Raw genomic sequence first — 21,582 nt, 5'->3', positions numbered from 1 at the left:
ATGGCAGGCGGGCCGTCCGCTCGCAAGGCGCGTCCCGCCGATCGACACGCTCTAAGGTCGTGGACGTGGGCATACCCCGTATGCATACTCCGTATCCATGTCCATCAGACACGGCCTGCTGGCGTTGCTCGAGCGCGGCCCCAGCCACGGCTACCAGCTCAGGGCGGAGTTCGACGTGGCGACCGGGGCGACCTGGCCGCTGAACGTCGGGCAGGTCTACACGACGCTGGACCGCCTCGAGCGCGACGGCCTGGTCACCCAGGACGGCGAGCCCGACGCCGACGGGCGCATCGCCTACCGCATCACCGACGACGGCCGGGCCGAGGTGCTCGACTGGTTCGGCTCCCCGGTGAGCCCGCGCAGCGCCCCTCGGGACGAGCTGGCCATCAAGCTGGCGCTGGCCGTCACGACGCCGGGCGTCGACGTGTTGGGGGTCGTGCAGACCCAGCGCACCGCCACCATGACCGCGCTGCAGGAGCTCACCCGGCTCAAGACTCGCGGCACGGACGACCCCGGCGACCTGGCCTGGTCGCTCGTGCTCGAGTCCCTGGTGTTCCGCTCCGAGGCCGAGATCCGCTGGCTGGACCACTGCGAGGCGCGGGTGGCCCGGGCGGCCACCCGCCGTCCGGCCGCGACGCCGCAGCCGGCGCCCGCCCCGGTCCGCGAGGGGGGACGGCGGTGAGCGCGCCGGTGCTGCAGTTGTCCGGTGTCACCCGCGAGCACCGCCAGGGTGAGACCACCGTGCACGCGCTGCGCGGGGTGGACCTGTCCGTCTCACCGGGCGAGCTGGTCGCGGTCATGGGCCCGTCCGGGTCGGGCAAGTCGACCCTGCTGCACCTGGCCGGCGGGCTGGACACGCCGACGTCCGGTGCGGTGCTCGTCGAGGGCCGCGACCTGGCCCGGCTCGGCACCGCCCAGGTGGCCGCGGTCCGCCGGCGCAGCGTCGGGTACGTGTTCCAGGACCTCAACCTGCTGCCCTCGCTGACCGCCCTGGAGAACGTCGCCCTGCCCCTGGAGCTGGACGGCGTCCGCGGCGGCGTGGCCCGGCGCACGGCGCGCGCGGCCCTCGAGGAGGTCGGCGTCGGCGCCCTGGCCGGCCGGTTCCCCGACGAGCTGTCCGGCGGGCAGCAGCAGCGGGTGGCCATCGCCCGGGCCCTGGTCGGGCCGCGTCGGTTGCTGCTGGCCGACGAGCCGACCGGCGCACTGGACTCGGTGACCGGTGAGGAGGTGCTCCGGGTGCTGCGCGCCCGGTGTGAGGCCGGGGCCGCCGGCGTGCTGGTCACCCACGACGCCCGGCACGCCGCGTGGGCCGACCGGGTGGTGTTCCTCCGGGACGGCGTCGTGGTCGACCAGAGCGGCCCGGCCGCGCCGGTGGAGTCGCTGCTGGCCCCCGGCGGCACCTGGTGAGCACCCTGCTCAGCCCGCCGGAGCGGCCGGGCGCGACCGGCCCGGCGGTGCCGCCCGCTGCGCCGGGTGCCTTCGCCCGGTGGTCGGTCCGGTGGCGGCTGGCGCTGCGGATGGCCCGGCGTGAGGCCCGCCGGGCGCGCGGCCGCACGGCGCTGGTGCTGCTCATGGTCGGCCTGCCGGTCGCGGCCGTCACCGCGGGCGACACCCTGTACCGCACCTGGGACGTGAGCGCCGCCGAGGCGCTGCCGTCGCAGCTGGGAGCAGCGGATGCGCGGATCGAGGGCCGGTTCCGCGGCCCCGTGTACGCCGACCCGGTCACCGGGGAGGCGTTCGAGATCGCGGACGCCGAACCGGACCCGTGGACGGCCGAGGAGGTGCGTGCCGCCCTGCCCGCGGGGTCGCGGGTGGTGACCCGGGAGGTCGGCCGCACCAGCTACCGCACCGGCGCCGGCTACGCGACGGTCGACGCCTTCGCCGACGACCTGCGCGACCCGGTGCGCGCCGGCGCCTTCACCGTGGTGGCCGGCCGGGTGCCCGCGCAGGACGGGGAGGTCGCCGTCAGCGCCACCGTCGCCGAGCGCGGCGTCGCGGTGGGCGACCGACTCCTGCTGACCCGCGACGACGTCCCGGCGACCGTGGTGGGGGTGCTGACGACCGTCGCGCGCAGCTCCTCGCCGTTCGTCGTCCTGCCACCCGCGTCGCGGGACCTGGTGTCCGACCCGGTCAGCGAGTTCCACGCGGTCGTGCCCGGCGGCCTGGACTGGCCGGCGGTGCGCGAACTCAACCAGCAGGGTCTCGTGGTGCTCTCCCGTGCGGTCGCGCAGGACCCGCCGCCGGCGAGCGAGACCTCCCCGCCCGGCTACTGGACGGGCAGCAGCACGAACACCGGGCAGGTGGCCGTGCTGGCGCTCGTCGTCGCCGCCCTCCTGCTCGAGGTGGTGCTGCTCGCCGGACCGGCGTTCGCCGTCGGGCTGCGTCGGCAGCGGCGTGATCTTGCGTTGCTGGCCGCCACCGGTGCCACGCCCGCCGACCTGAGCCGCACGGTGCTCGCCTTCGGACTGCTCCTCGGCGGGGGCGCTGCGGTCGGCGGCGCGCTGCTGGGCGTGGGCGTGGCGCAGCTGGCCGTGCCGGTCGTCGAGGCCCGCACCGACGCGGTGTTCGGGCCCTTCGACGTGCCGCTGGGCCACGTCCTGGTCGTGCTGGTGATGGGCACCGTCGCCGGGCTGGCGGCGGCCGGCACGGCGGCGGTGCAGGCGTCGCGCACCGACGTCGTCACCACGCTGACCGGGCGACGCGGCCAGACGCGCTCCTCGCGCCGGCTGCCCTTGCTGGGACTGGTCCTGGCCGTCGTCGGCCTGGTGCTGACCGGCCTCGGCGCGCGGGGCAGCGAGTTCGGCGTCGCCGGCGGTGCGGTGCTGCTGGTCGTCGGCCTCGTCGTGGCGACCCCGTGGCTGGTCGGGCTGCTGACCCCGCTGGCCCCTCGACTGCCCACGTCCGCGCGGCTGGCCGTCCGGGACGCCGTCCGCAACCGCTCCCGGACGGCGCCCGCGGTCGCGGCGGTCATGGCGACCGTCGCCGGCGTGACCACGCTGGCCATCGGCAGCGCCAGCGACAGCGCGCAGGGCCGCCGCGACTACGCGCCGCAGGCACCGCTGGGGGCGGCGGTGGTCAGCGGCGTGGACCTCGACTGGGAGGCCGTCACGGCGACGGTGGCCCGCGAGGTGCCGGGACGGGAGGTCACCCGCCTGTCCGGTGTCTCCTGGAGCGACCCGGCGGCGCCGCAGCTGGTCGTGACCGCCCCGGGCTGCGCCGGGTCGGTCGACACCTGCCGGTGGTTCGACGAGGCGGGCGTGCCCGTGTCGCTCAGCCTGACCGACGTCCTGGTCGGCGGGCCGGACACCGCCGCCCGGCTCTTCCCCACGGAGCTGGCCGGGGAGGTGGCCGCCGCCCTGGCGCAGGGCCGGGTCGCCGTCCTGGGCACCGGCGCCGTCGACGCCTCCAGGCAGGTGCGGCTCGCCGCCGTCCGCTACGACCCGGTCACCGGGGCGTCGCAGCCGGCCGGCGCCGTGACGCTGCCGGGCGCGGAGGTGCCGCTGACGGCCCAGGATCCGGTCACCCTGCCCGCGCAGGTCGTCGTCCCGGAGTCGCTCGTCGCGGAGCTGCCCGCGCCGGTCGGCCCGCTCCAGATTGTCGTCGGGGGACCGGACGCACCGGTCACCGCGGCCGAGGAGACCCGCCTGCGGGAGGCCCTGACCGTGCTCGCCGGGGACGTCGCCGTGTACGTGGAACGCGGGTGGTCCGACGAGCTGTGGGTGGCCCGCCTGCTGCTGGTCCTCGTCGGCGGGACGCTCGTGCTGGTCGCCACGCTCACCGCCACCGGGCTCACGGTCGCCGACGCCCGGCCCGACCACGCCACGCTGGCCGCCGTCGGCGCCCCGCCGCGCACCCGCCGCCGGATGGCGATGGGGTCGGCGGCGGTGATCGGCGGGGGCGGCGCGCTGCTGGGCGTGCTGGCCGGCCTCGCGCCGGGCATCGCGGTGGCGTACCCGCTGACCAGCAACGACTACGGAGCGGGCGCCCGTCCGCTGGTCGTCGTCCCGTGGGACCTGCTGGCCGCCGTCGCGGTCGGGGTGCCGCTGCTCGCGGTCCTGGTCACCGGCCTCGCCGTCAGGTCCCGGCTGCCGATGACCACCCGGCTGCGCTGACCGGAGGCTGGGAGCGCAGGAAACCTCCGCTCTCAGCCTCCGGTCAGTCCGTCGTGACGAAGTCGATGAGCTCCTCGACCCGGCCGATGAGCTGGGGCTCCAGGTCGGTCCAGGTGCGCACGCGCGCGAGGATGCGCTGCGCCCACACGTAGCCGGTGTCGTCCTCCCAGCCCAGCCGGCGGCACACGCCGTCCTTCCACGACTCGCCCTTGGGCACCGTGGGCCACGCCCGGATGCCGACGACCGAGGGCTTGACCGCCTGCCAGATGTCGATGAAGGGGTGCCCGACGACGAGGGCGTGCGCCCCGGTCACCTGAGCGGCGATCCGGGACTCCTTGGAGCCGGGGACCAGGTGGTCGACCAGGACGCCGAGCCGCCGTCCCGACGAGGGGCGGAACTCGCGCACGATGCCGGGCAGGTCGTCCACGCCGTGCAGGGGCTCCACGACGACGCCCTCGATGCGCAGGTCGTGGCCCCACACCTTCTCCACCAGCTCGGCGTCGTGCTTGCCCTCGACGTAGACCCGGCCCTCGCGGGCGACGCGGGCCCGCGCGCCGGCGACGTAGGTGGAGCCGGACGCGCTGCGGGTCGGGGCCGCCGGTGCCTGCGGCCTCGGGCGCACCAGCACGACCGGCCGGCCCTCGACCCAGAAGCCGGGGCCCAGGGGGTAGGCGCGCACGCGGCCGTGGCGGTCCTCCAGGTGCACGACGTCCTTCTCGCAGCGCACCACCGCGCCGACGAACCCCGAGCTCGGGTCCTCGACGACCAGGTCGCGTTCGGCCTCGACGGAGGGGCTGGGCGCCTTCCGCGTGCGGGGGTGCACCAGGTCGTCGTACGGCGAGCGGGGAGGCACGCCCTCCAGGATGGGCACGACCCGCGCCGACAGCGGGGACGACGCGCCGGTGCCCCCCGGGCCCGACACGCCCGAGCGACCGCAGATCACGAAACGTCACCGGCGACCACGGTGACCCGCGTCCGCCCTACCACCCACCTGAACAGGCCTTTCCCCGTTCGGTGACCCCTCACGGCGGTGGCCGCCGGGGCCTCCGCGCGTGTCGGATCGGCCGTGTCTGTTTCGTGACCTGCCGGCCGGTCACCCAGTGATCGACAGGAAACACCCCCTGCTCAGATGGGAGCGACAGCCACGATGATCGGCACCGAAGCCATCAGCCGCGTGATCGGCAAGGACGTCTACGACCAGAGCGGTGACAAGATCGGCTCCGCGTCGGAGGTGTACCTCGACGACGAGAGCGGTCAGCCGGAGTGGGTCACCGTGCGCACGGGCCTGTTCGGCACCAAGGAGTCCTTCGTCCCGCTGCAGGGCGCCGACCTGAGCGGGGACGGCCTGCGCGTACCGGTGAGCAAGGCCCAGGTCAAGGACGCCCCGAGGGTCGACACCGACGGGCACCTGTCCCCGCAGGAGGAGGAGGAGCTCTACCGCTACTACGGCCTGGGGTCGGGTACGTCGATGACCGATACCACCGTCGGCCGGGTCGACACCGACACCACCACGACGACCGGGACGGCCGGGACGGCCGGGATGGCCGCCGGGACCGCGGGCACGACCACCGGCACCGCGGGGATGGCCGCCGGGACGTCGGGGCGCACCGACCGGGACGGCGACGGGGTCTACGACGACGTGCAGGGCGGCGCGGTGGGCCGGGACACCTCCGGGCCGACCACGGATGACGCGATGACCCGCTCGGAGGAGCGGCTGAGCGTGGGCACCCGCACCGAGCAGGCCGGCGTCGCCCGGCTGCGCAAGTACGTGGTGAGCGAGAACGTGACCGAGACGGTGCCGGTGTCCCGCGAGGAGGTGCGGGTCCAGCGCGAGCCGATCACCGACGCCAACGCCGGGCAGGCCTACGACGGGCCGGCGATCTCGGAGGAGGAGCACGAGGTGACGCTGCACGCCGAGCGTCCGGTGGTGGAGAAGGAGGCCGTGCCGGTGGAGCGCATCCGCCTGGACAAGGAGACGGTCACCGACACCGTGCAGGTCGACGAGACCGTGCGCAAGGAGGAGATCGAGGTCGACGGCCCCGGGACCACGGACCGCCGCGTCTGAACCCCCGCCCGGCCGGACCGGGCACCTGATGGCGATGGCCGGCCGAGGAGCGGACTCCCGGCCGGCCATCTGCCGTCCCCGCTCGGGGTGGCCTCCGGAGGCCCGCCCGACCGGGCAGGGTCGCTGGTGGGCGGCGGGTGGGATGCTCGGGACGTGAGCGAGACCACGGTGCTGCCGGTGCCCGGCGCGGACGGCGTGTTCGCCGGGCCGGACGAGCTGGCCGCGGCGCTCGAGACGACCGGTTACCTGCCCGACGAGGGGCTGGCCACCGCGGCCTTCCTGGCCCTGGCCATGCACCGCCCGCTGTTCCTCGAGGGGGAGGCCGGGGTCGGCAAGACCGCCCTGGCCCGGGCCCTCGCGGAGGTCACCGGCCGCCCGCTGTACCGGCTGCAGTGCTACGAGGGGCTGGAGGCCAGCCAGGCGCTCTACGACTGGGACTTCGGCCGCCAGCTGCTGCACCTGCGCGCCGCGGAGGCCGCGCACGCGACCGCGGACACCGAGACCCTCGAGGCCTCCCTCTACGACCGCCGCTTCCTGCTGGCCCGTCCGCTGCTGCAGGCGCTGGAGGACTCCCCGAGCGTGCTCCTGGTCGACGAGGTCGACCGCGCCGACGACGAGTTCGAGGCCTTCCTGCTCGAGGTCCTGTCCGACTTCACCATCTCCATCCCCGAGCTCGGCACCGTCCGCGCGCAGACCCCGCCGCTGGTGGTGCTCACCTCCAACCGCACCCGTGAGGTGCACGACGCGCTCAAGCGGCGCTGCCTCTACCACTGGCTGGCCCACCCCGACTTCGACCGCGAGGTGGCGATCCTGCGCCGCCGGCTGCCCGACGTCACTGACCGGCTGACCCGCGAGGTGGCCCGCGCGACGGCCAAGCTGCGAACCCTGGACCTGCTCAAGCCCCCCGGTGTGGCCGAGGCCATGGACTGGGCCACCGCGCTGCACACCCTCGGCGCCCGGGACCTCGACCCGGACGTCGCCGCCCGCACGCTGGGCGCGGTCCTCAAGTACCGGGAGGACACCGACCGGGTGCACGCCATGGCGAGGGGGGCGCTGTTCGGTGGCGGATGAAGGACCCCGCTCTCCTCACCCCTCGCGAGCTCGGGGCGAGCCTCTGAGCGGGGCCACCCGCCCGGCTCACCTGCGGGACGTCGTGGACACGGTGCTGGGCTTCGCGCGGACGCTGCGCGTCGCTGGGGTGGGCGCCTCCCCGGACCGGGTCGAGGCGATGCTGGCCGCCGTCTCCGCCCTTGACGTCCTCGACGCCACCGACGTCTACTGGTCCGGCCGGCTGACCCTGTGCGGGGGCCCGGACGACCTGGAGCGCTACGACGCCGCGTTCGCCGCGTACTTCGGCGGCGAGTCGCCGCGCCCGGTGCCGCCCGCGGCACGGGAGGTGCAGCGGACGGTCACCACCGCCCCGCTCGACCCGGGCCCCGGCGAGGGGGACGGCGACTCCGACCCGGAGCTGGCCGGGCAGGCCAGCGCCGACGAGGTGCTGCGGCACCGGGACGTCGCCGACCTCACCGGCGCCGAGCGCGAGCAGCTGCGCCGGTTGTTCGCCCTGCTCACCCCGGCCGCGCCGATGCGGGCGTCCCGCCGCCGGCGGCCCGGACCGCACGGCACCGTGCACGCCGCCCGCACCGTGCGCCGCGCGCTGCGCGACGGGGGCGAGGTGACCCGGCTGCTGCACCGTCGGGCCCGCCCGCGCCCGCGCCGGGTGGTGCTGCTCGTCGACGTGTCCGGCTCGATGAGCCCCTACGCCGACGCGCTGCTGCGCTTCGCGCACGCCGCCGTCCGGGCGCACCCGGCCGCGACCGAGGTGTTCACCGTGGGCACCCGGCTGACCCGGGTGACCCGGGAGCTGCGGCTGCGCGACCCGGACAAGGCGCTGACGGCCAGCGGCTCGGCCATCCCGGACTGGTCCGGCGGCACCCGCCTCGGCGAGGTGCTCAAGGCGTTCCTGGACCGCTGGGGCCAGCGCGGCACGGCCCGGGGCGCGGTCGTGGTCGTCTGCAGCGACGGCTGGGAGCGCGGCGGCACCGACGTCCTGGCCGAGCAGATGGCGCGGCTGCAGCGGCTGGCGCACGCGGTCGTGTGGGTCAACCCGCACAAGGGCCGTGTGGGCTACCAGCCGCTCACCGGCGGGATGCAGGCCGCGCTGCCGTCGGTCGACCACTTCGTGGCCGGGCACAGCCTGGCCGCGTTCCAGGAACTGGCAGGGGTGATCCAGCGTGCCTAGGAGCGTGCGGAGTCCCACGGTGACGGTCCCCGTCGCGCTGCGACTCCGCCCGGAGAGGAGGGCCAGCGATGCGTGACGTGCTCGAGGACCTGGTCGGCTGGTGGCAGGCGGGGGAGACCGTCGGCATGGGCACCGTCGTGGCGACCTGGCGCTCCGCGCCGCGCCCGGCGGGGGCCTCGATGCTCGTCGGCCCGGACGGCACCGCGGTCGGCAGCGTCTCCGGCGGCTGCGTCGAGGGCGCGGTGTACGAGGAGGCCCGGGACGTCGTCGAGTCCGGCGTCCCGACCCTGGAGCGGTACGGGGTCAGCGACGACGACGCCTTCGCCGTGGGACTGACCTGCGGCGGGATCCTCGACGTCTTCGTCGAGTCGGTGTCCCGCGAGTCCTTCCCGGAGCTGGGCGAGGTCGCCGCGTCGGTGGCCGCGCACGAGCCGGTCGCCGTCGTCACCTGCGTCGCCGGCCCGGAGGACCGGGTGGGCCGCCGGCTGGTGATCTGGCCCGACCGCGCCTCGGGCACCCTGGGCGCCCAGCGGCTGGACGACGCCGTCGTCGAGGACGCCCGCGGCATGCTGGCCGCCGGGCGCACCGGGATGCTGCACGTCGGGCACGACGGCGAACGCCGCGGCGACGACCTGTCGCTGTTCGTCAACGCCTTCGCCCCGGCCGCCCGGATGGTGGTCTTCGGCGCCATCGACTTCGCCGCCGCCGTCGCCCGGGTCGGGGCCTTCCTCGGCTACCGGGTCACCGTCTGCGACGCCCGGCCGGTGTTCGCCACGCCCAAGCGCTTCCCGGACGCGCACGAGGTGGTCGTGGAGTGGCCGCACCGCTACCTGCAGGCCGAGGTGGACGCCGGCCGGGTCGACGAGCGCACCGTGCTGTGCGTGCTCACCCACGACCCGAAGTTCGACGTCCCGCTGCTGGAGGTCGCGCTGCGGCTGCCGGTGGCCTACGTGGGCGCGATGGGCTCGCGGCGCACGCACGAGGAGCGCCTGGCCCGGCTGGCCGAGGCCGGGATGACCAAGGAGGAGCTGGCCCGGCTGTCCTCGCCGATCGGGCTGGACCTCGGCGCCCGCACGCCGGAGGAGACGGCGGTCTCCATCGCCGCGGAGGTCATCGCCGGCCGCTGGGGGGGTTCGGGGGAGCGGCTGACCGGCACCGACGGCCCCATCCACCGGACGGCCGACCGATAAGGACCCCCGTGCCCCCCACCGCTCGCCCGCTCGCGGCGGGCCCCTGCACGGGGGCCGACGATGGGCCGGTGGGCGGTGACCCTCCGTACCGGTACGAGGTCGAGGTCGTCACGCTGCTCGCCTCGCCGGTGCACCGCTACGACGGGCGTCCCGCGGGGCCGGTGCCGGCCCAGGACGGCGACCACCGCGACCGGGTCGAGGTGCGCGCCGGGTACGGCGTGGTCGGCGACCGGTACGCCGGCCGGACGGCGCACCGCGACGCGCAGCTCACCGTGCTCGCCGTCGAGGCGCTGGAGGCCGTGGCCGCCGCGACCGGCGCCGGGCCGTTCGACCCGCACCTGGCCCGGCGCACCGTCGTCCTGCGCGGAGCGGAGGTCGAGGCGCTGCGCGGGCAGCGGTTCGCCCTCGACACCGGCGACGGGCCGGTGCTGCTCGGCGGCGGCCGGGCGGCCCACCCGTGCGCGTGGCTGGACGTCGTCCTGGCGCCGGGCGCGCACGCGGCGATGCGCGGCCGCGGCGGGGTGCGCTGCGCGGCACTCTCCGACGGGGTGCTGCGGCTCGGGCCGGCCGTGCTCGCCACCGCCGTCCCGCTGGACGCCGCCCGGGCCGGGGACGCCGTCCGGCGCCGCTGAGCCGTCACCCCAGCAGGGTGCGCACCGCCACCGGGGCGTCCCCCGCCCGCCGCAGCGGCGCCACCCGACCGCCCCCGGCGGCGGCCAGCGCCGCGCACTGCGCCACCGACTCGGCGTCCGCGGACAGCGACAGCACGTGCAGCCGGGCCCCGGCGCGAGCCAGCGCGGCGGCCGCCGGCAGCGGGTCAGGGCTCTCGGTGGGCACCCCGTCGGACAGCAGCAGCACGTCGCGGGCCGCGGCTCGGGTGCGGGCCAGCTGGGCGGCCGCCGTCCGCAGGCCGAGGTCGAGGTCGGTGGTCCCGCCGCCGCGCAGGTCGAACAGCCGGGAGACGGCGAGGTCGGCGCGCGGGTCGGCCGACAGCGGGCGCAGCACCACCGCCCGCGACCAGAACGCGACGACCCCGAGCTCGTCGCCCGGGCGCATCCGCTGGGCCAGTGCCGCGGCGGTGAGCACGGCGACGGTGAGCTCGTCCCCGGCGACGGACCCCGAGGCGTCGACCAGCAGCACGCTGGCCCGGCCGGTGGCCCGCCAGCCCCGGGTGTGCAGGTGGTCGGCGCGCCAGTGCGGCTCGGCGCCGCGGGCGGCCAGGGTGGCGTCGAGGTCGACGTCGCTGCCGGTGGCGTCGCGGCGGGTCACCACCCGGCGGGTGCCCGGCCGGTCGGGGACGCCGGTGCGCGGGGCGGCCACCGGCAGCCGGGCGGCCAGCGCGCGGGCGGCGGCGCGCAAGCCGGGGTCGAAGGCGCGGCCCATCGCGGTGAGCAACCGGGTGGCGGCGTCGGGGTCCCGCTCGGCGAGGTCGCGCAGCGCCTGCTCGTCGAGCTGCCCGGCCTGCGGGGAGACCTGCTGGAACTCCGGGTGGGCGCGGCTGAGCTCGTCGCGGCCGGCCCGGCGGGCGGCGTGCTGCCGGAGCAGCTGCTCGACGTCGGCGGGGTCCTCGACGGCGGCCGGCTGCGGTGGGCGCCCGCCGGGCGGTGGCGGCGCCGGTGCGCCGGGGGTGGACCGGTCCGCCTCGTCGGCGGTCAGACTTTTCCCAGCTCCTCACCCGCCCGGCGCCAGATGTCGGCGACCACGTCCTCGACCGGGCGGGTCGCGCCGTCGGCGAGGGTGACCTTGCCGGTGAGGGCGGCCAGGGCGGCGTCCAGGCCGGACGTCTCCTCGACGCCCTCCTGCCCGCGGACGGTGGCCAGCTCCACCGCGATCAGCACGGTGTCCAGCGCACCGCGCACCGAGGCGCCGATCCGCAGCTCCGGGTGGTCGCGGGTGATCCGCACCGCACGCACCGCGCGGGCGACGAGCGCCTCGGGCCCACCGGTCGCCGCGGCCACGACGGCCAGCTCGGCGTCCTCGTCCTGGTAGCCCATGGCCACCCGGCAGGACCGGTCGTAGAGGGCGGGGGTGACCCGCGCGGTGCCCACCGCGTCGAACGGGTTCATCGCCGCGACCAGCCGGAAGGTGGGCCGCGCGGTCACCCGGCCGAAGCGGGGCACGTGCATCTCCCGCTCGGACAGCACCCCGAGCAGCACGTTCATCGTCTCCTCGGGCACCCGGTTGAACTCCTCGACGTAGAGGACGGCGCCGTCGGTCATCGCCCGGGTGAGCGGGCCGGGCACGAAGTTCTCCGGCCGGTAGTCCTCGGTAAGCACCCGGGAGGCGTCGTGGTGCCCGACCAGCCGGGTGGGGGTGAGCTCTGCGTTGCCCTCGACCAGGACCAGCGGGACGCCCGCCCCGTCGGCGAGGGCACGCAGCAGCGTCGTCTTGCCGGTGCCCGGCGGGCCCTCGAGCAGCACGTTGCGGCCGGCCGACAGCGCGGCGGCGACCACCTCGGCCTCCCGGATGCGGGCGACCACCCGCTCGCGGGCGACGCGCACCATGCCGGTGACGTCCAGCCGCCGCGCGGGGGTGGTGGTCACGCTCCTCCTCGGGGGACACGCGGCCGGGGCGCCCCGGGAGAGGGACGCCCCGGCCGTCCGTCAGCTGTGGATGAGCACGCCGCGGATGTTGCGGCCGGCGTGCATGTCCTCGTAGCCCTCGTTGATGGTGTCCAGCGTGTACTGCTTGGTGACCAGCTCGTCGAGCTTGAGCTTCCCCTCCTGGTAGAGGCGCAGCATCTTGAGGATGTCGGCGCTGGGGTTCTGGTCGCCGAACATGGCGCCCTTGAGCTCCTTGGCGAAGAGGGTCAGCTCCCCGATGGAGATGGGCAGGCCGACCTGGGTGATGTCGCCGAGGCCGGTGACGACGACGACGCCGGCCTTGCGGATCGACGAGAACGCCTGGGCCACGTGCTCGCCGGTGGTGACGCCGATGGTCACGATGGCCTTGTCCGCACCCTGGCCGTTGGTGACGCTGCGGGCGAAGTCCGCGGCCTCCTCGATGCCCTCGAACGCGTGCGTGGCGCCGAGCTCCTGCGCCTTCTCCCGCTTGAACGCGACCGGGTCGACGGCGATGACGTGGCTGGCGCCGGCGAAGGCGGCCCCCTGGACGGCGTTGATGCCGATGCCGCCGATGCCCATGACGATCACCGTCTCGCCGGGCTGCACGTCCGCGGCGGTCACCGCCGAGCCCCAGCCGGTGCCGACGCCGCAGCCGGTCAGGCAGGCGACCTCGAGCGGGATGTCCTGGGGGATCTTCACCGTCGAGCGCACGTCGACCGTGGTGACCGCGGCGAAGGTGCCCAGGCCGCACATCTGCGAGACGGCGGTGCCGTCGGGGAGGGCGAACCGGTAGCTGTCCTGGTCGTCCCAGCGGGACCCGTAGAGCAGGTTCGCGCCGGAGTCGCACAGGTACTGCATGCCGCCGGCGCACCAGCGGCACCGGCCGCAGCCGGGCAGGAAGGAGAACACGACGTGGTCGCCCTCGGCGAAGCCCGGGGTGTTGGGGCCGACCGCGGTGACCACGCCGGAGCCCTCGTGTCCGCCGCACATCGGGTAGTGGCCGGCGGGGATGTCGCCGGTGGCCACGTGGTCGTCGGAGTGGCACAGCCCGGAGGCGGCGAGCTCCACCTGCAGCTCGCCCTGCCGCGGGTCGTCGACCACCAGGTCGGTGACCTCGTACTTGCCGGGGGCGGAGCGGATGATCGCCCCGCGGGTGTTGACGGGCACGCCGGACCTCCTCGTCTCGGGCCGGCACGGTGCACGGCCGTGCGGGCACGGTATGTCCCAGGTCACACCGGGCGGAAGGTGGGTGCAACGTCGGCGCACCTGCGACGCTGTCCGGGTGCCCGGCAGCCCGGTGGTCGTCGTCGGCGCCGGGCCGGTGGGGCTCACCGCGGCGCTGCTGCTCGCCCGGCGGGGGCTCGCCGTCGTCGTCCTCGAGCGGCAGCCGGCGCCCTACGGCCTGCCCCGCGCGGTGCACCTGGACGACGAGGCGTTGCGGGCGCTCGCCGACGCCGGGGTCGCCGAGGGCTTCCTGCGGGTCAGCCGGCCGGTGCGCGGCCTGCGCCTGGTCGACGGGGGCGGCGGGGTGCTCGCCGAGTTCGCCCGCGCGTCGTCGTCCGGGCCGCACGGCTGGCCGCAGGCGTCGATGTTCTCCCAGCCGGACCTGGAGGAGCTGCTGCTGGCCGCCGTCCACCGGGAGCCGCTGATCCAGCTGCACCGCGGCTGCGAGGTCGTGGACCTGACGCCGGACGGCGTCGTCACCTCCTCCGCCGGGGCGCGGACGCGGGTGCCGGCTGCGGCCGTGCTGGGCTGCGACGGGGCCAACTCCACCGTGCGCCGGCTGCTCGGCGCCCGCATGCACGACCTCGGCCGGCCCGACCGCTGGCTGGTGGCCGACCTGCGCTCGGCGCAGCCGCTGCCGCTGTGGCCCGGCGTGCAGCAGGTGTGCGACCCGCGCCGGGCGGCCACCCTGATGCCGGTCGCCGGCGACCGTTACCGCGCCGAGTTCCGCCTGCTGCCCGGGGAGACCGGTGCGGGCCTGGCCGCCCGCCTGCCGGAGCTGCTGGCCCCGCACGGTGCGGCGGACGCGGAGGTGGTGCGGGTCGCCGAGTACACCTACCGGGCGCAGGTGGCCGACCGGTGGCGCTCGGGGCGGGTGCTGCTCGCCGGGGACGCCGCGCACCTCACCCCGCCGTTCATCGGCCAGGGGCTGGGGCTCGGCCTGCGCGACGTGCACCAGCTGGCGTGGAAGCTGGCCGCCGTCCTCGCCGGGTCCGCACCCGAGCGGCTGCTGGACACCCACCGGGCCGAGCGCGGGCCGCACGCCCGGTCGATGGTGCGGCTGGCGCTGCTCGTCGGCCGGCTCATGACCGGCGGCGGCCGAGGAGCCGCGGTGCTGCGCCGCGCGGTGCTGGCCGGGGTGGGCCGGGTGCCGGCCGTCGCCCGCTTCGCCGTCGGCAGCCGCACCCCGCCGCTGCGCCGCGGACCGCTGGTGGTGCGCCGCGTGCCGGCCGGTCGGCGGCTGGCCGGCACGCTGCTGCCCCGCGTGCCGGTGCGGGTGGACGGTCGGGAGGTGCCGGTGGACGACGTCCTCGGGCCCGGGACGGCGCGGCTGCGGCTGCTCGCCCCGGGTCGGCTGGCGGTGCGCCCCGCCGGTGGAGCGGAGGTCGTGGTCGCCGACGTCTCCGGGGTGCTCACCGGGTGGCTGCGGCGCGGGCGGGCGACGGGCGTCGTCGTCCGGCCCGACCGGATCGTGCTCTCGGCGTCCTGACCGGCGTGGCGCGCGGGGTCCCGGGTAGGGGGTGGCCATGCAGATCGACAAGAACCAGATCCTCGACCTCCTGCGCTCCCAGGGCGACGACGGCAAGGCCCAGCAGGCCGACCAGGAGCTGCCCGGCACCGTGGACACCGACCAGCACGCCGGACTGCTGGAGAAGCTGGGCCTGTCCCCGATGGACCTGGTCACCAAGCTCGGTGGCGGCGGGGGTGGCGGTCTGGGCGGTCTGCTCGGCCGCTGACCTGCCGCGACTGTGCGCTCATCGTGGTCTCGGCCCACCCCGAGACCACGATGAGCGCACACTCCCCGCCGCCGGTCGCCCGACCGGGTGACCGGCTGGCCCGTCCCTGACGCCCCGCCGACCATGGCGCGGTGCGCGAACGTCTGCTGAGGGCCCCGGCCTGGGCGCAGGCCCTCATCGCCGGTGGGTCCTTCGGCTCCCTCATGGTCCTCAACTACCGCCTCATCCAGGGGTTCAGCTGGAGCGAGGCTCTGGTCACCGGCTTGATCACGGGTCTCGTCTTCGGCGCTGTCATGGGGCCGGTCACGGCCCGGATGAATCGCGGGGTGCTCCAGGCTGCCCGTGACCTCCCGCCGGACCGGCTCGGCCGGGCGATCCGGCTGCGCGTCGGGGGGCAGTCCCCGAGGACCCGGTGCTCCGCGGCGCGGCCCGGCGGATCGCCCTGCAGCAGCGCGACGTGATGGTGCGCCAGCGGCGCTGGTTGCTGCCGCTGCTCGGCGTGTTGCTCGTGCTGCTCCTGGTCCTCGCCCTGGGTGGCGGCGGTTCGCCGGCCGTGTGGCTGGCGATCGTCCTCCTCTCCGGGCTGGTCGCCGCGCACTTCCTGATGGCCCGGCACCTCGCCCAGCGGGCCGAACTGCTCGCGGACCCGGCGGGGGACCGATGACCGGCTGGCTGGCCCGCGCCCGGTGGTGGCAGGTCGGCCTGCTCGTGGCTCCGCTGCCGGGCACCGTCTTCGGCCTGATGGAGCGGTTCGCCCGCGACGAGAGCTGGACGCACGCCGTCGCGTTCGGCGCCGTCACCGGCCTGCTCTGCGGCGGCATCGTCGGTGCCATCGCGCAGACCCGGCTCCAGGAGGACGCCGGGGACCTACCGCCCGAGACGTACGCCCGCCTGGACCGGGCCGCGCGGCGCGGGCCGGTGCCCGGGGACCCCGACGAGCGGGCGGCGGCCCTCGATCTGCTGCTGGGGCGGCTGTCCGCCGTCCGTGCGTCCCGCACACCGAGCGCGGTCCTGATGTCGGGTCTCCTCCTGTTCACCGTGGCCGCTGCCGTCACCCGGTCCCCGTGGTGGTGGGTGGGCACCGCGGTGTGCGCGGTGCTGCTCGTGCTCGCAGTCCGGGTCGTCCCCCGTCGCCTGGAACGGCGGGCGGGGCAGCTGGCCGAGCCGCCGGGCTGACCCGCGCGGGGTGTGCACGTACTGCGGACCAGGTCGGCCGGAGACCGCGCTCCGTGCACATCCCGCGAAGCGGCATGCTGACGCAGTGAGCTACGACGTCGCCGCCGTCCGCGCCTGCTTCCCCGCCCTGCGCGAGGGGGCCGCCCACTTCGACGGGCCGGGCGGCTCGCAGGTCCCCGAGTCGGTGGCCGCCGCCGTTGCCGCGACCATGACCGCGCCGATGGCCAACCGCGGCCGGACGACGCAGGCCGAGCGCAATGCCGACGACGTCGTCCTCGCCGCCCGCCGCGCCGTCGCCGACCTCGTCGCGGGCGACCCCGGCGGCGTGGTGTTCGGCCGCAGCATGACCCAACTGACCTACGACCTCTCCCGCACGCTGGCCGCCGGGTGGGGCCCGGGTGACGAGGTGGTGGTCACCCGGCTGGACCACGACGCCAACGTCCGCCCCTGGGTGCAGGCCGCGCAGGCCCGCGGGGCGACCGTGCGCTGGGCGGACTTCGACCCGGCCACCGGCGAGCTCGCGCCCGAGGCGGTGGCCGCCGTCCTCTCCGACCGCACCCGGCTGGTCGCCGTCACCGGCGCGTCCAACCTGATCGGCACCCGGCCGGACGTCGCCGCGATCAGCGCCCTGGCCCACCGCGCCGGGGCGCTCGTGCACGTCGACGGGGTGCACCTCACCGCGCACGCCCCGGTGGACGTCGCCGCGCTGGGTGCGGACCTCTACGCCTGCTCGCCGTACAAGTTCCTCGGCCCGCACCTCGGCTGCCTGGTCGCGGCCCCGGACCTGCTGGCGACGCTGCACCCGGACAAGCTGCTGCCCTCCACCGACGCCGTCCCCGAGCGGTTCGAGCTCGGCACGCTGCCCTACGAGCTGCTCGCCGGCACCACCGCCGCGGTCGACTTCCTCGCCGGGTTGGGCGGCCCCGAGGGCGACCGGCGGGCCCGGATCGAGCTCGGCATGGCGGAGCTGGAGGCGCACGAGGACCGGCTGCGGGAGCGCATCGAGGACGGCGTCCGTGCGCTGCCCGGCGTCACCGTGTGGTCCCGGGCCGAGCGCCGGACGCCGACCCTGCTGCTCACCGTCGAGGGCCGGGACGCCGCCGACGCCCACCGGTTCCTCGCCGCGCGCGGGGTCAACGCGCCGGCCGGCTCGTTCTACGCGATCGAGGCCTCCCGCCACCTGGGCCTCGGGGACACCGGCGGCCTGCGGGTCGGGCTGGCGCCGTACAACGACGACGAGGACGTCGACCGCCTGCTGGCCGGCCTGGAGGAGTGGCTCGCCGGCCGCTGAGCGGCCTCCCGCGCGCGGGAGGCCGGTGGATCGCGCACGACCGGACGGCCAATATCGCGACAAAGGCGGATGGATCGCGCGCGACCGGAACGTGTGACAGCGGTCACGCGCGGGCTAGGGTGGGCCGTACCGCCGAGACCCCGGAGGTCCTCGTGTCCGCTGCCGCGTGCGCTCCCCCGCACGGACGCCGGTGACCGCCGCCGCGCCGGCCCGGCCCACCTCCTGGCCCCGTCCCGTGCTCCGCGCGCCCGCAGCGCGGCCGGCCCCCGCCGTCCCGGCGTTCAGCAAGTACCTGGTGCCCGAGGTGGTCTTCGGCTGGGGGGCGCTGTCGGAGGCCGGCTGGGCGGCGCGCCGGCTGGGCGCCCGGCGGCCGTTCGTCGTCACCGACGCCGGGCTGGTGCAGGCCGGGTGGTGGGCCGAGCTCGCCGGGCACCTGGCCGAGGCGGGGCTGCAGCCGACGGTGTGGCAGGACCTCACGCCCAACCCCAAGGACCACGAGGTCGCCGCGGGCGCGGAGTGCTACCTGGCCAGCGGCTGCGACGTGATCGTCGGGCTCGGCGGCGGGTCGGTCATCGACGCGGCCAAGGCGGTCGCGGTGGTGGCGAGCAACGGGGGCGTGATCCTCGACTACGAGGGCGTGGACCGGGTCACGGCCGCCATCCCGCCGACGGTCATGTGCCCCAGCACCGCCGGCACCGGCGCCGACGTGAGCCAGTTCGCCGTCATCACCGACACCACCCGCCGGCTCAAGGCCACCCTGATCGGCCGGGCCCTGGTGCCCGACATCTCGGTCACCGACCCGCGGCTGCTCACCACGATGCCCGACGACCTGGCCGCCGCCACCGGCCTGGATGCCCTCACCCACGGCATCGAGGCCTTCGTCTCCCGCGCGTCGGGCCCGCTCACCGACGTGCACGCGCTGCACGCCATCGAGCTGATCTGCGGCTCGCTGCGCGGCACCCTCGCCCGGCCCGACGACCAGGCCGCGCACACCGCGATGGCGCAGGCCAGCCTGGAGGCCGGGCTGGCCTTCACCAACGCCATCCTCGGCGCCACGCACGCCATGAGCCACCAGGTGGGCGGGCTGCTGGACCTGCCGCACGGCGTCGTCAACGGCGTCCTGCTGCCGCACGTCATCCGGTTCAACGCCCGCAGCGCGCCGGACCGGTTCGTCCCCGTCGCGCGGGCCATGGGCATCGACGTCGGCGGCCTGCCCGGCGAGGTGGCCGCCGAGGCCGCCGCCGCGGAGGTCGCCCGGCTGGCCGCGGACCTCGGCTGCCCGAGCGGGCTGGCCCAGCTCGGCGTGCGCGAGTCCGACGTCGACACGCTGGCGACCACCACCCTCGGCGACGCCTGCCTGTCGACCAACCCCCGCGACGCCGACCGCGCCGAGATCGCGGCGCTCTTCCGCAGCGCGCTGTAGATGCGCGCCCCGGACATCTCCCAGCTCACCGGGCTGCGCTCGTCCAAGCCGAGCTGGTACGCCGAGTACCGGCAGACCGTCGACGACCTGCACCGCGCGATCGGCTCCCTGGAGCACGTCGCCGGCGTGCTGTCGGCCACCGGTCGGGGCGCCGACGCGCTGTGCCGGGCGGTCGTCGACGCCGCCGCCGAGCACCTCGGCGAGCCCTGGGCGGTGCTCGCGCTGGCCCCGACGGCGCTGCCGCTCGCCCGCCCGCGGATGCTCGGCCGCGGCCCCTCGGGGGTCGGCGTGGAGGACGTGGCGCTGCTGCCCGAGGTGGTCCGCCGCCCGGTCACCGCCGCGCTGGCCGCCGACGCCGTCGAGCCGTGGCAGACCCCCGACGGTGCCGTCGTCGTCCCGCTGGTGGTGGACGGCGAGCCGGTGGGCGCCCTGGTCGGCTGCGGCGGCCCGCGGCGGACGGCGACACCCGCGGACCTCGCCATCCTGCGGATCATGGCCAACCAGTCGGCGGTCGCGCTGCTGTCGGAACACCTGCTGGCCCGGTCGGAGGGGCTGCGCCGGCAGACCGAGCAGCTCTGTGCCCAGGCCCAGGAGCGCGCCCGGGACCTCGCCGAGCGGCACGCGCAGCTGGCCGACGCCGAGCGGCGGCTGGACGTGGCGGCGCAGCGGGAGGCCGTGGACGCCGAGCGGCACCGCATCGCCCGGGAGCTGCACGACAGCGTGGCCCAGCACGTGCTGTCGGCCGGGATGACCATCGAGTGGTGCCGGCCGGAGGTGGCCCACCACGCGGAGGTGCACGAGCGGCTGGGGCACGCCAAGGCGCTCACCCGGGAGGCGGTGGAGCGGCTGCGCGGCGCCATCCACGCGCTGTCCTGCGACGGGCACGGGGACGGCGACGGGCTGCCCGCGATGCTCGGCCGGCTCTCCGACGTCGCCCCGGTGCCGGGCCTGGCGGTCGCCGTCCGGGTGGAGGGGCGCCCGCGCCCGCTGCCGGCGGAGGTGGCGCACTCGCTGTTCCGGATCGCCTCGGAGTGCCTGTTCAACACCGCCCGACACGCGCAGGCCACCCGCAGCACCGTGCGGCTGGCCTACCGGCCCGGCGAGCTGCGGCTGTCGGTGGCCGACGACGGCCGCGGTGACCCCGACGTGCTGCGCCGCGCGCTGCGCGCATCGGGGCGCCGGGACGACGGGTACCACCGCGGGCTGGCCAACATCTCCTCCCGCTGCCGGGAGATGGGGGCGACGGTGCGGATCACGCGGGCGCGGATGGGCGGGGTGCGGGTGGAGGTCCGCGTGCCGCGGGGGAACGACGTGCCGGGGGAGGACGCCGGTGGGTGAGGTCATCCGGCTGGTCATCGTCGACGACCACGCGATCGTCCGGCAGGGGCTGCGCTCGATCCTGGAGCGCGAGCCGGACATCGAGGTGGTCGGCGAGGCGGCGTCCGCGGGCGAGGCGCTGGACCTGGTGGCCGCCAGCCGCCCGCACATCGTGCTGCTGGACCTCAAGCTGTCGGCCGGCTCCGACGTCGCGGGGCTGGCGCTGTGCGGCCAGCTCACCGCCGCCAGCCCCGCGCCCGGCGTGCTGGTGGTGACCACGTTCCTCGACCAGCAGCTGGTGCTGGAGGCCATCCAGCGCGGCGCCCGCGGCTACGTGCTTAAGGACGTCGACGCCGTGGCGCTGGTGGCTGCCATCCGGGCGGTGCGCCGCGGGGAGAGCGCCTTCGACAGCCACAGCGCGACGATGGTGGTGCGCTCGCTGTCCGCGCCGCCGTCCCCGGCCCGGAGTGGCCCGGCCCTCACCGCCCGCGAGCGCGAGGTGCTCACCCTGCTGGCCCGCGGGCTGTCCAACGAGGCGATCGGCCGGGAGCTGTACATCTCGGCCACGACGGCGAAGTTCCACGTCGGCAACGTCATGCGCAAGCTGGCGGTGTCCCGCCGCGCGGAGGCCGTCTACGCGGGCTCCAAGCTCGGCCTCATCTAGAGCTGGAGTCGCTCGGTGAGGGTTCCCGCACTCGAGCGACTCCGGTCCGGCCGGACTCGGCGATGCGCTTGACGGCGGCGAGGGTGGCCGGGATGCCCTCGTGCGCGGCGCGGGTGCGGTCCTCGACCTGGCGCTCGGCGTCGTCCCCGAAGCGCTCGGCGAAGCGGGCCAGCCCGGCCGGCAGGAACTCCCAGGACTCGGTCAGCCGGGTGCCGCTCTCGACCGGCTCCATCGTGAACGCCCAGCGGACCAGCGTGCCGCCGACCACCCAGGCGAACTCGCGGCCGCGGTCGGCGGTGACCACCTGGCTGCGGGTCTCCCAGGTGCGGTCCGGCGTCTCGTTGCGCCCGGTGAACCAGTCACCCACCGCGCCGGTCGCGCCCTCGTCCCACCAGCAGGAGCGGCAGACGGGGCTCCACTCCCCGGTGCGGGTCACGTCCGACACCAGGTCGTAGACCTCCTCCGGCGAGGCGGCGACGACGACGGACGCGGCGTGGGTCAGCGCGGACACGGGCGCAGTGTGTCAGCCGTGACCGGATCTCGGCGGCCCGGTCCAGAGGCTCGCCGCGAGCTCGCGA

At 76.5% G+C, this 21,582-nt stretch carries 21 protein-coding genes; 16 read left to right on the top strand and 5 right to left on the bottom strand.

Annotated elements, in window-relative coordinates; translation table 11 throughout:
• Window positions 1-97: 97 nt before the first annotated feature.
• From RTG05_RS21505 to RTG05_RS21495, 3 genes are read left to right on the top strand one after another with little or no spacing between them, the layout of a single operon-like run.
• A complete protein-coding gene (locus RTG05_RS21505; protein ID WP_208104704.1) occupies window positions 98-682 on the top strand; it encodes a PadR family transcriptional regulator in 585 nt (194 codons plus the stop codon).
• Complete coding sequence (locus RTG05_RS21500; RefSeq protein WP_208104703.1) at window positions 679-1,407, top strand: ABC transporter ATP-binding protein; 729 nt, start codon at window positions 679-681, stop codon at window positions 1,405-1,407. The genes RTG05_RS21505 and RTG05_RS21500 overlap by 4 nt, the downstream gene beginning before the upstream one ends.
• A complete protein-coding gene (locus RTG05_RS21495; protein WP_166526803.1) occupies window positions 1,404-4,112 on the top strand; it encodes an FtsX-like permease family protein in 2,709 nt (902 codons plus the stop codon). The genes RTG05_RS21500 and RTG05_RS21495 overlap by 4 nt, the downstream gene beginning before the upstream one ends.
• Window positions 4,113-4,155: 43 nt before the next feature.
• Here RTG05_RS21495 and RTG05_RS21490 read toward each other — a convergent pair whose 3' ends face one another.
• A complete protein-coding gene (locus RTG05_RS21490; protein ID WP_315912131.1) occupies window positions 4,156-5,034 on the bottom strand; it encodes a DUF3097 domain-containing protein in 879 nt (292 codons plus the stop codon).
• Between the two features lie 225 nt (window positions 5,035-5,259).
• Here RTG05_RS21490 and RTG05_RS21485 point away from each other — a divergent pair, with 225 nt between their 5' ends.
• From RTG05_RS21485 to RTG05_RS21465, 5 genes are all read left to right on the top strand, one after another.
• Window positions 5,260-6,177: a DUF2382 domain-containing protein gene (locus RTG05_RS21485; RefSeq protein WP_166526802.1), complete on the top strand. Its 918-nt coding sequence runs from the start codon at window positions 5,260-5,262 to the stop codon at window positions 6,175-6,177.
• A 153-nt stretch (window positions 6,178-6,330) separates the two neighbouring features.
• Window positions 6,331-7,248 carry an AAA family ATPase gene (locus RTG05_RS21480; protein ID WP_208104702.1) on the top strand — a complete coding sequence of 306 codons (918 nt, stop codon included), beginning with the start codon at window positions 6,331-6,333 and terminating at the stop codon, window positions 7,246-7,248.
• An 82-nt stretch (window positions 7,249-7,330) separates the two neighbouring features.
• Window positions 7,331-8,419, top strand: a complete 1,089-nt coding sequence (locus RTG05_RS21475) for a vWA domain-containing protein (protein ID WP_315912130.1) — start codon at window positions 7,331-7,333, stop codon at window positions 8,417-8,419.
• 68 nt (window positions 8,420-8,487) lie between these two features.
• On the top strand, window positions 8,488-9,609 hold the full coding sequence (locus RTG05_RS21470; protein WP_315912129.1) for an XdhC family protein: 1,122 nt from the start codon (window positions 8,488-8,490) through the stop codon (window positions 9,607-9,609).
• 68 nt (window positions 9,610-9,677) lie between these two features.
• Complete coding sequence (locus RTG05_RS21465; protein WP_166526800.1) at window positions 9,678-10,241, top strand: molybdenum cofactor biosysynthesis protein; 564 nt, start codon at window positions 9,678-9,680, stop codon at window positions 10,239-10,241.
• 4 nt (window positions 10,242-10,245) lie between these two features.
• On the opposite strand, the gene RTG05_RS21460 is transcribed toward RTG05_RS21465, so the two are convergent.
• From RTG05_RS21460 to RTG05_RS21450, 3 genes are all read right to left on the bottom strand, one after another.
• The gene (locus tag RTG05_RS21460) at window positions 10,246-10,992 is read right to left on the bottom strand and encodes a vWA domain-containing protein (protein ID WP_315912128.1); all 747 of its coding nucleotides are present in this window, start codon (window positions 10,990-10,992) and stop codon (window positions 10,246-10,248) included.
• 269 nt (window positions 10,993-11,261) lie between these two features.
• Window positions 11,262-12,152 (bottom strand): AAA family ATPase, encoded by an 891-nt coding sequence (locus RTG05_RS21455; RefSeq protein WP_315912127.1) that lies wholly within the window; start codon window positions 12,150-12,152, stop codon window positions 11,262-11,264.
• A 60-nt stretch (window positions 12,153-12,212) separates the two neighbouring features.
• Window positions 12,213-13,340, bottom strand: coding sequence for an NDMA-dependent alcohol dehydrogenase (locus tag RTG05_RS21450; protein WP_166526799.1), 1,128 nt, complete (start codon window positions 13,338-13,340; stop codon window positions 12,213-12,215).
• Between RTG05_RS21450 and RTG05_RS21445 the strand changes: the two genes are divergently transcribed.
• The 8 genes from RTG05_RS21445 to RTG05_RS21410 all read left to right on the top strand — a co-directional run bounded on the left by RTG05_RS21445 (window position 13,312) and on the right by RTG05_RS21410 (window position 21,004).
• Window positions 13,312-14,886, top strand: coding sequence for a bifunctional 3-(3-hydroxy-phenyl)propionate/3-hydroxycinnamic acid hydroxylase (locus RTG05_RS21445; RefSeq protein ID WP_315912126.1), 1,575 nt, complete (start codon window positions 13,312-13,314; stop codon window positions 14,884-14,886). The two genes, RTG05_RS21450 and RTG05_RS21445, sit on opposite strands and share 29 nt — an antisense overlap.
• A gap of 37 nt (window positions 14,887-14,923) precedes the next feature.
• Window positions 14,924-15,133 carry a hypothetical protein gene (locus RTG05_RS21440; protein ID WP_166526797.1) on the top strand — a complete coding sequence of 70 codons (210 nt, stop codon included), beginning with the start codon at window positions 14,924-14,926 and terminating at the stop codon, window positions 15,131-15,133.
• 412 nt (window positions 15,134-15,545) lie between these two features.
• Window positions 15,546-15,797 carry a hypothetical protein gene (locus RTG05_RS21435; protein ID WP_166526796.1) on the top strand — a complete coding sequence of 84 codons (252 nt, stop codon included), beginning with the start codon at window positions 15,546-15,548 and terminating at the stop codon, window positions 15,795-15,797.
• Window positions 15,794-16,309: a hypothetical protein gene (locus RTG05_RS21430; protein ID WP_166526795.1), complete on the top strand. Its 516-nt coding sequence runs from the start codon at window positions 15,794-15,796 to the stop codon at window positions 16,307-16,309. Before RTG05_RS21435 ends, RTG05_RS21430 begins: the two co-directional genes overlap by 4 nt.
• 85 nt (window positions 16,310-16,394) lie before the next feature.
• Window positions 16,395-17,600: a cysteine desulfurase-like protein gene (locus RTG05_RS21425; RefSeq protein WP_166526794.1), complete on the top strand. Its 1,206-nt coding sequence runs from the start codon at window positions 16,395-16,397 to the stop codon at window positions 17,598-17,600.
• A gap of 190 nt (window positions 17,601-17,790) precedes the next feature.
• On the top strand, window positions 17,791-19,023 hold the full coding sequence (locus RTG05_RS21420) for an iron-containing alcohol dehydrogenase (protein ID WP_166526793.1): 1,233 nt from the start codon (window positions 17,791-17,793) through the stop codon (window positions 19,021-19,023).
• Window positions 19,024-20,361 (top strand): GAF domain-containing sensor histidine kinase, encoded by a 1,338-nt coding sequence (locus tag RTG05_RS21415; protein ID WP_166526792.1) that lies wholly within the window; start codon window positions 19,024-19,026, stop codon window positions 20,359-20,361. It abuts the gene before it with no gap.
• The gene (locus RTG05_RS21410; RefSeq protein WP_166526791.1) at window positions 20,354-21,004 is read left to right on the top strand and encodes a MadR family response regulator transcription factor; all 651 of its coding nucleotides are present in this window, start codon (window positions 20,354-20,356) and stop codon (window positions 21,002-21,004) included. The genes RTG05_RS21415 and RTG05_RS21410 overlap by 8 nt, the downstream gene beginning before the upstream one ends.
• Here the strand turns inward: RTG05_RS21410 and RTG05_RS21405 are convergent.
• A complete protein-coding gene (locus RTG05_RS21405; protein WP_166526790.1) occupies window positions 20,997-21,515 on the bottom strand; it encodes an SRPBCC family protein in 519 nt (172 codons plus the stop codon). The genes RTG05_RS21410 and RTG05_RS21405 overlap by 8 nt on opposite strands.
• Window positions 21,516-21,582: the final 67 nt, after the last annotated feature.

This window comes from Geodermatophilus sp. DSM 44513, from assembly GCF_032460525.1.
In the GTDB taxonomy this organism is placed as follows: domain Bacteria; phylum Actinomycetota; class Actinomycetes; order Mycobacteriales; family Geodermatophilaceae; genus Geodermatophilus.
The sequence above is the reverse complement of the archived record's forward strand: the minus strand, read 5'-3'. Positions and strand labels throughout refer to the sequence as shown.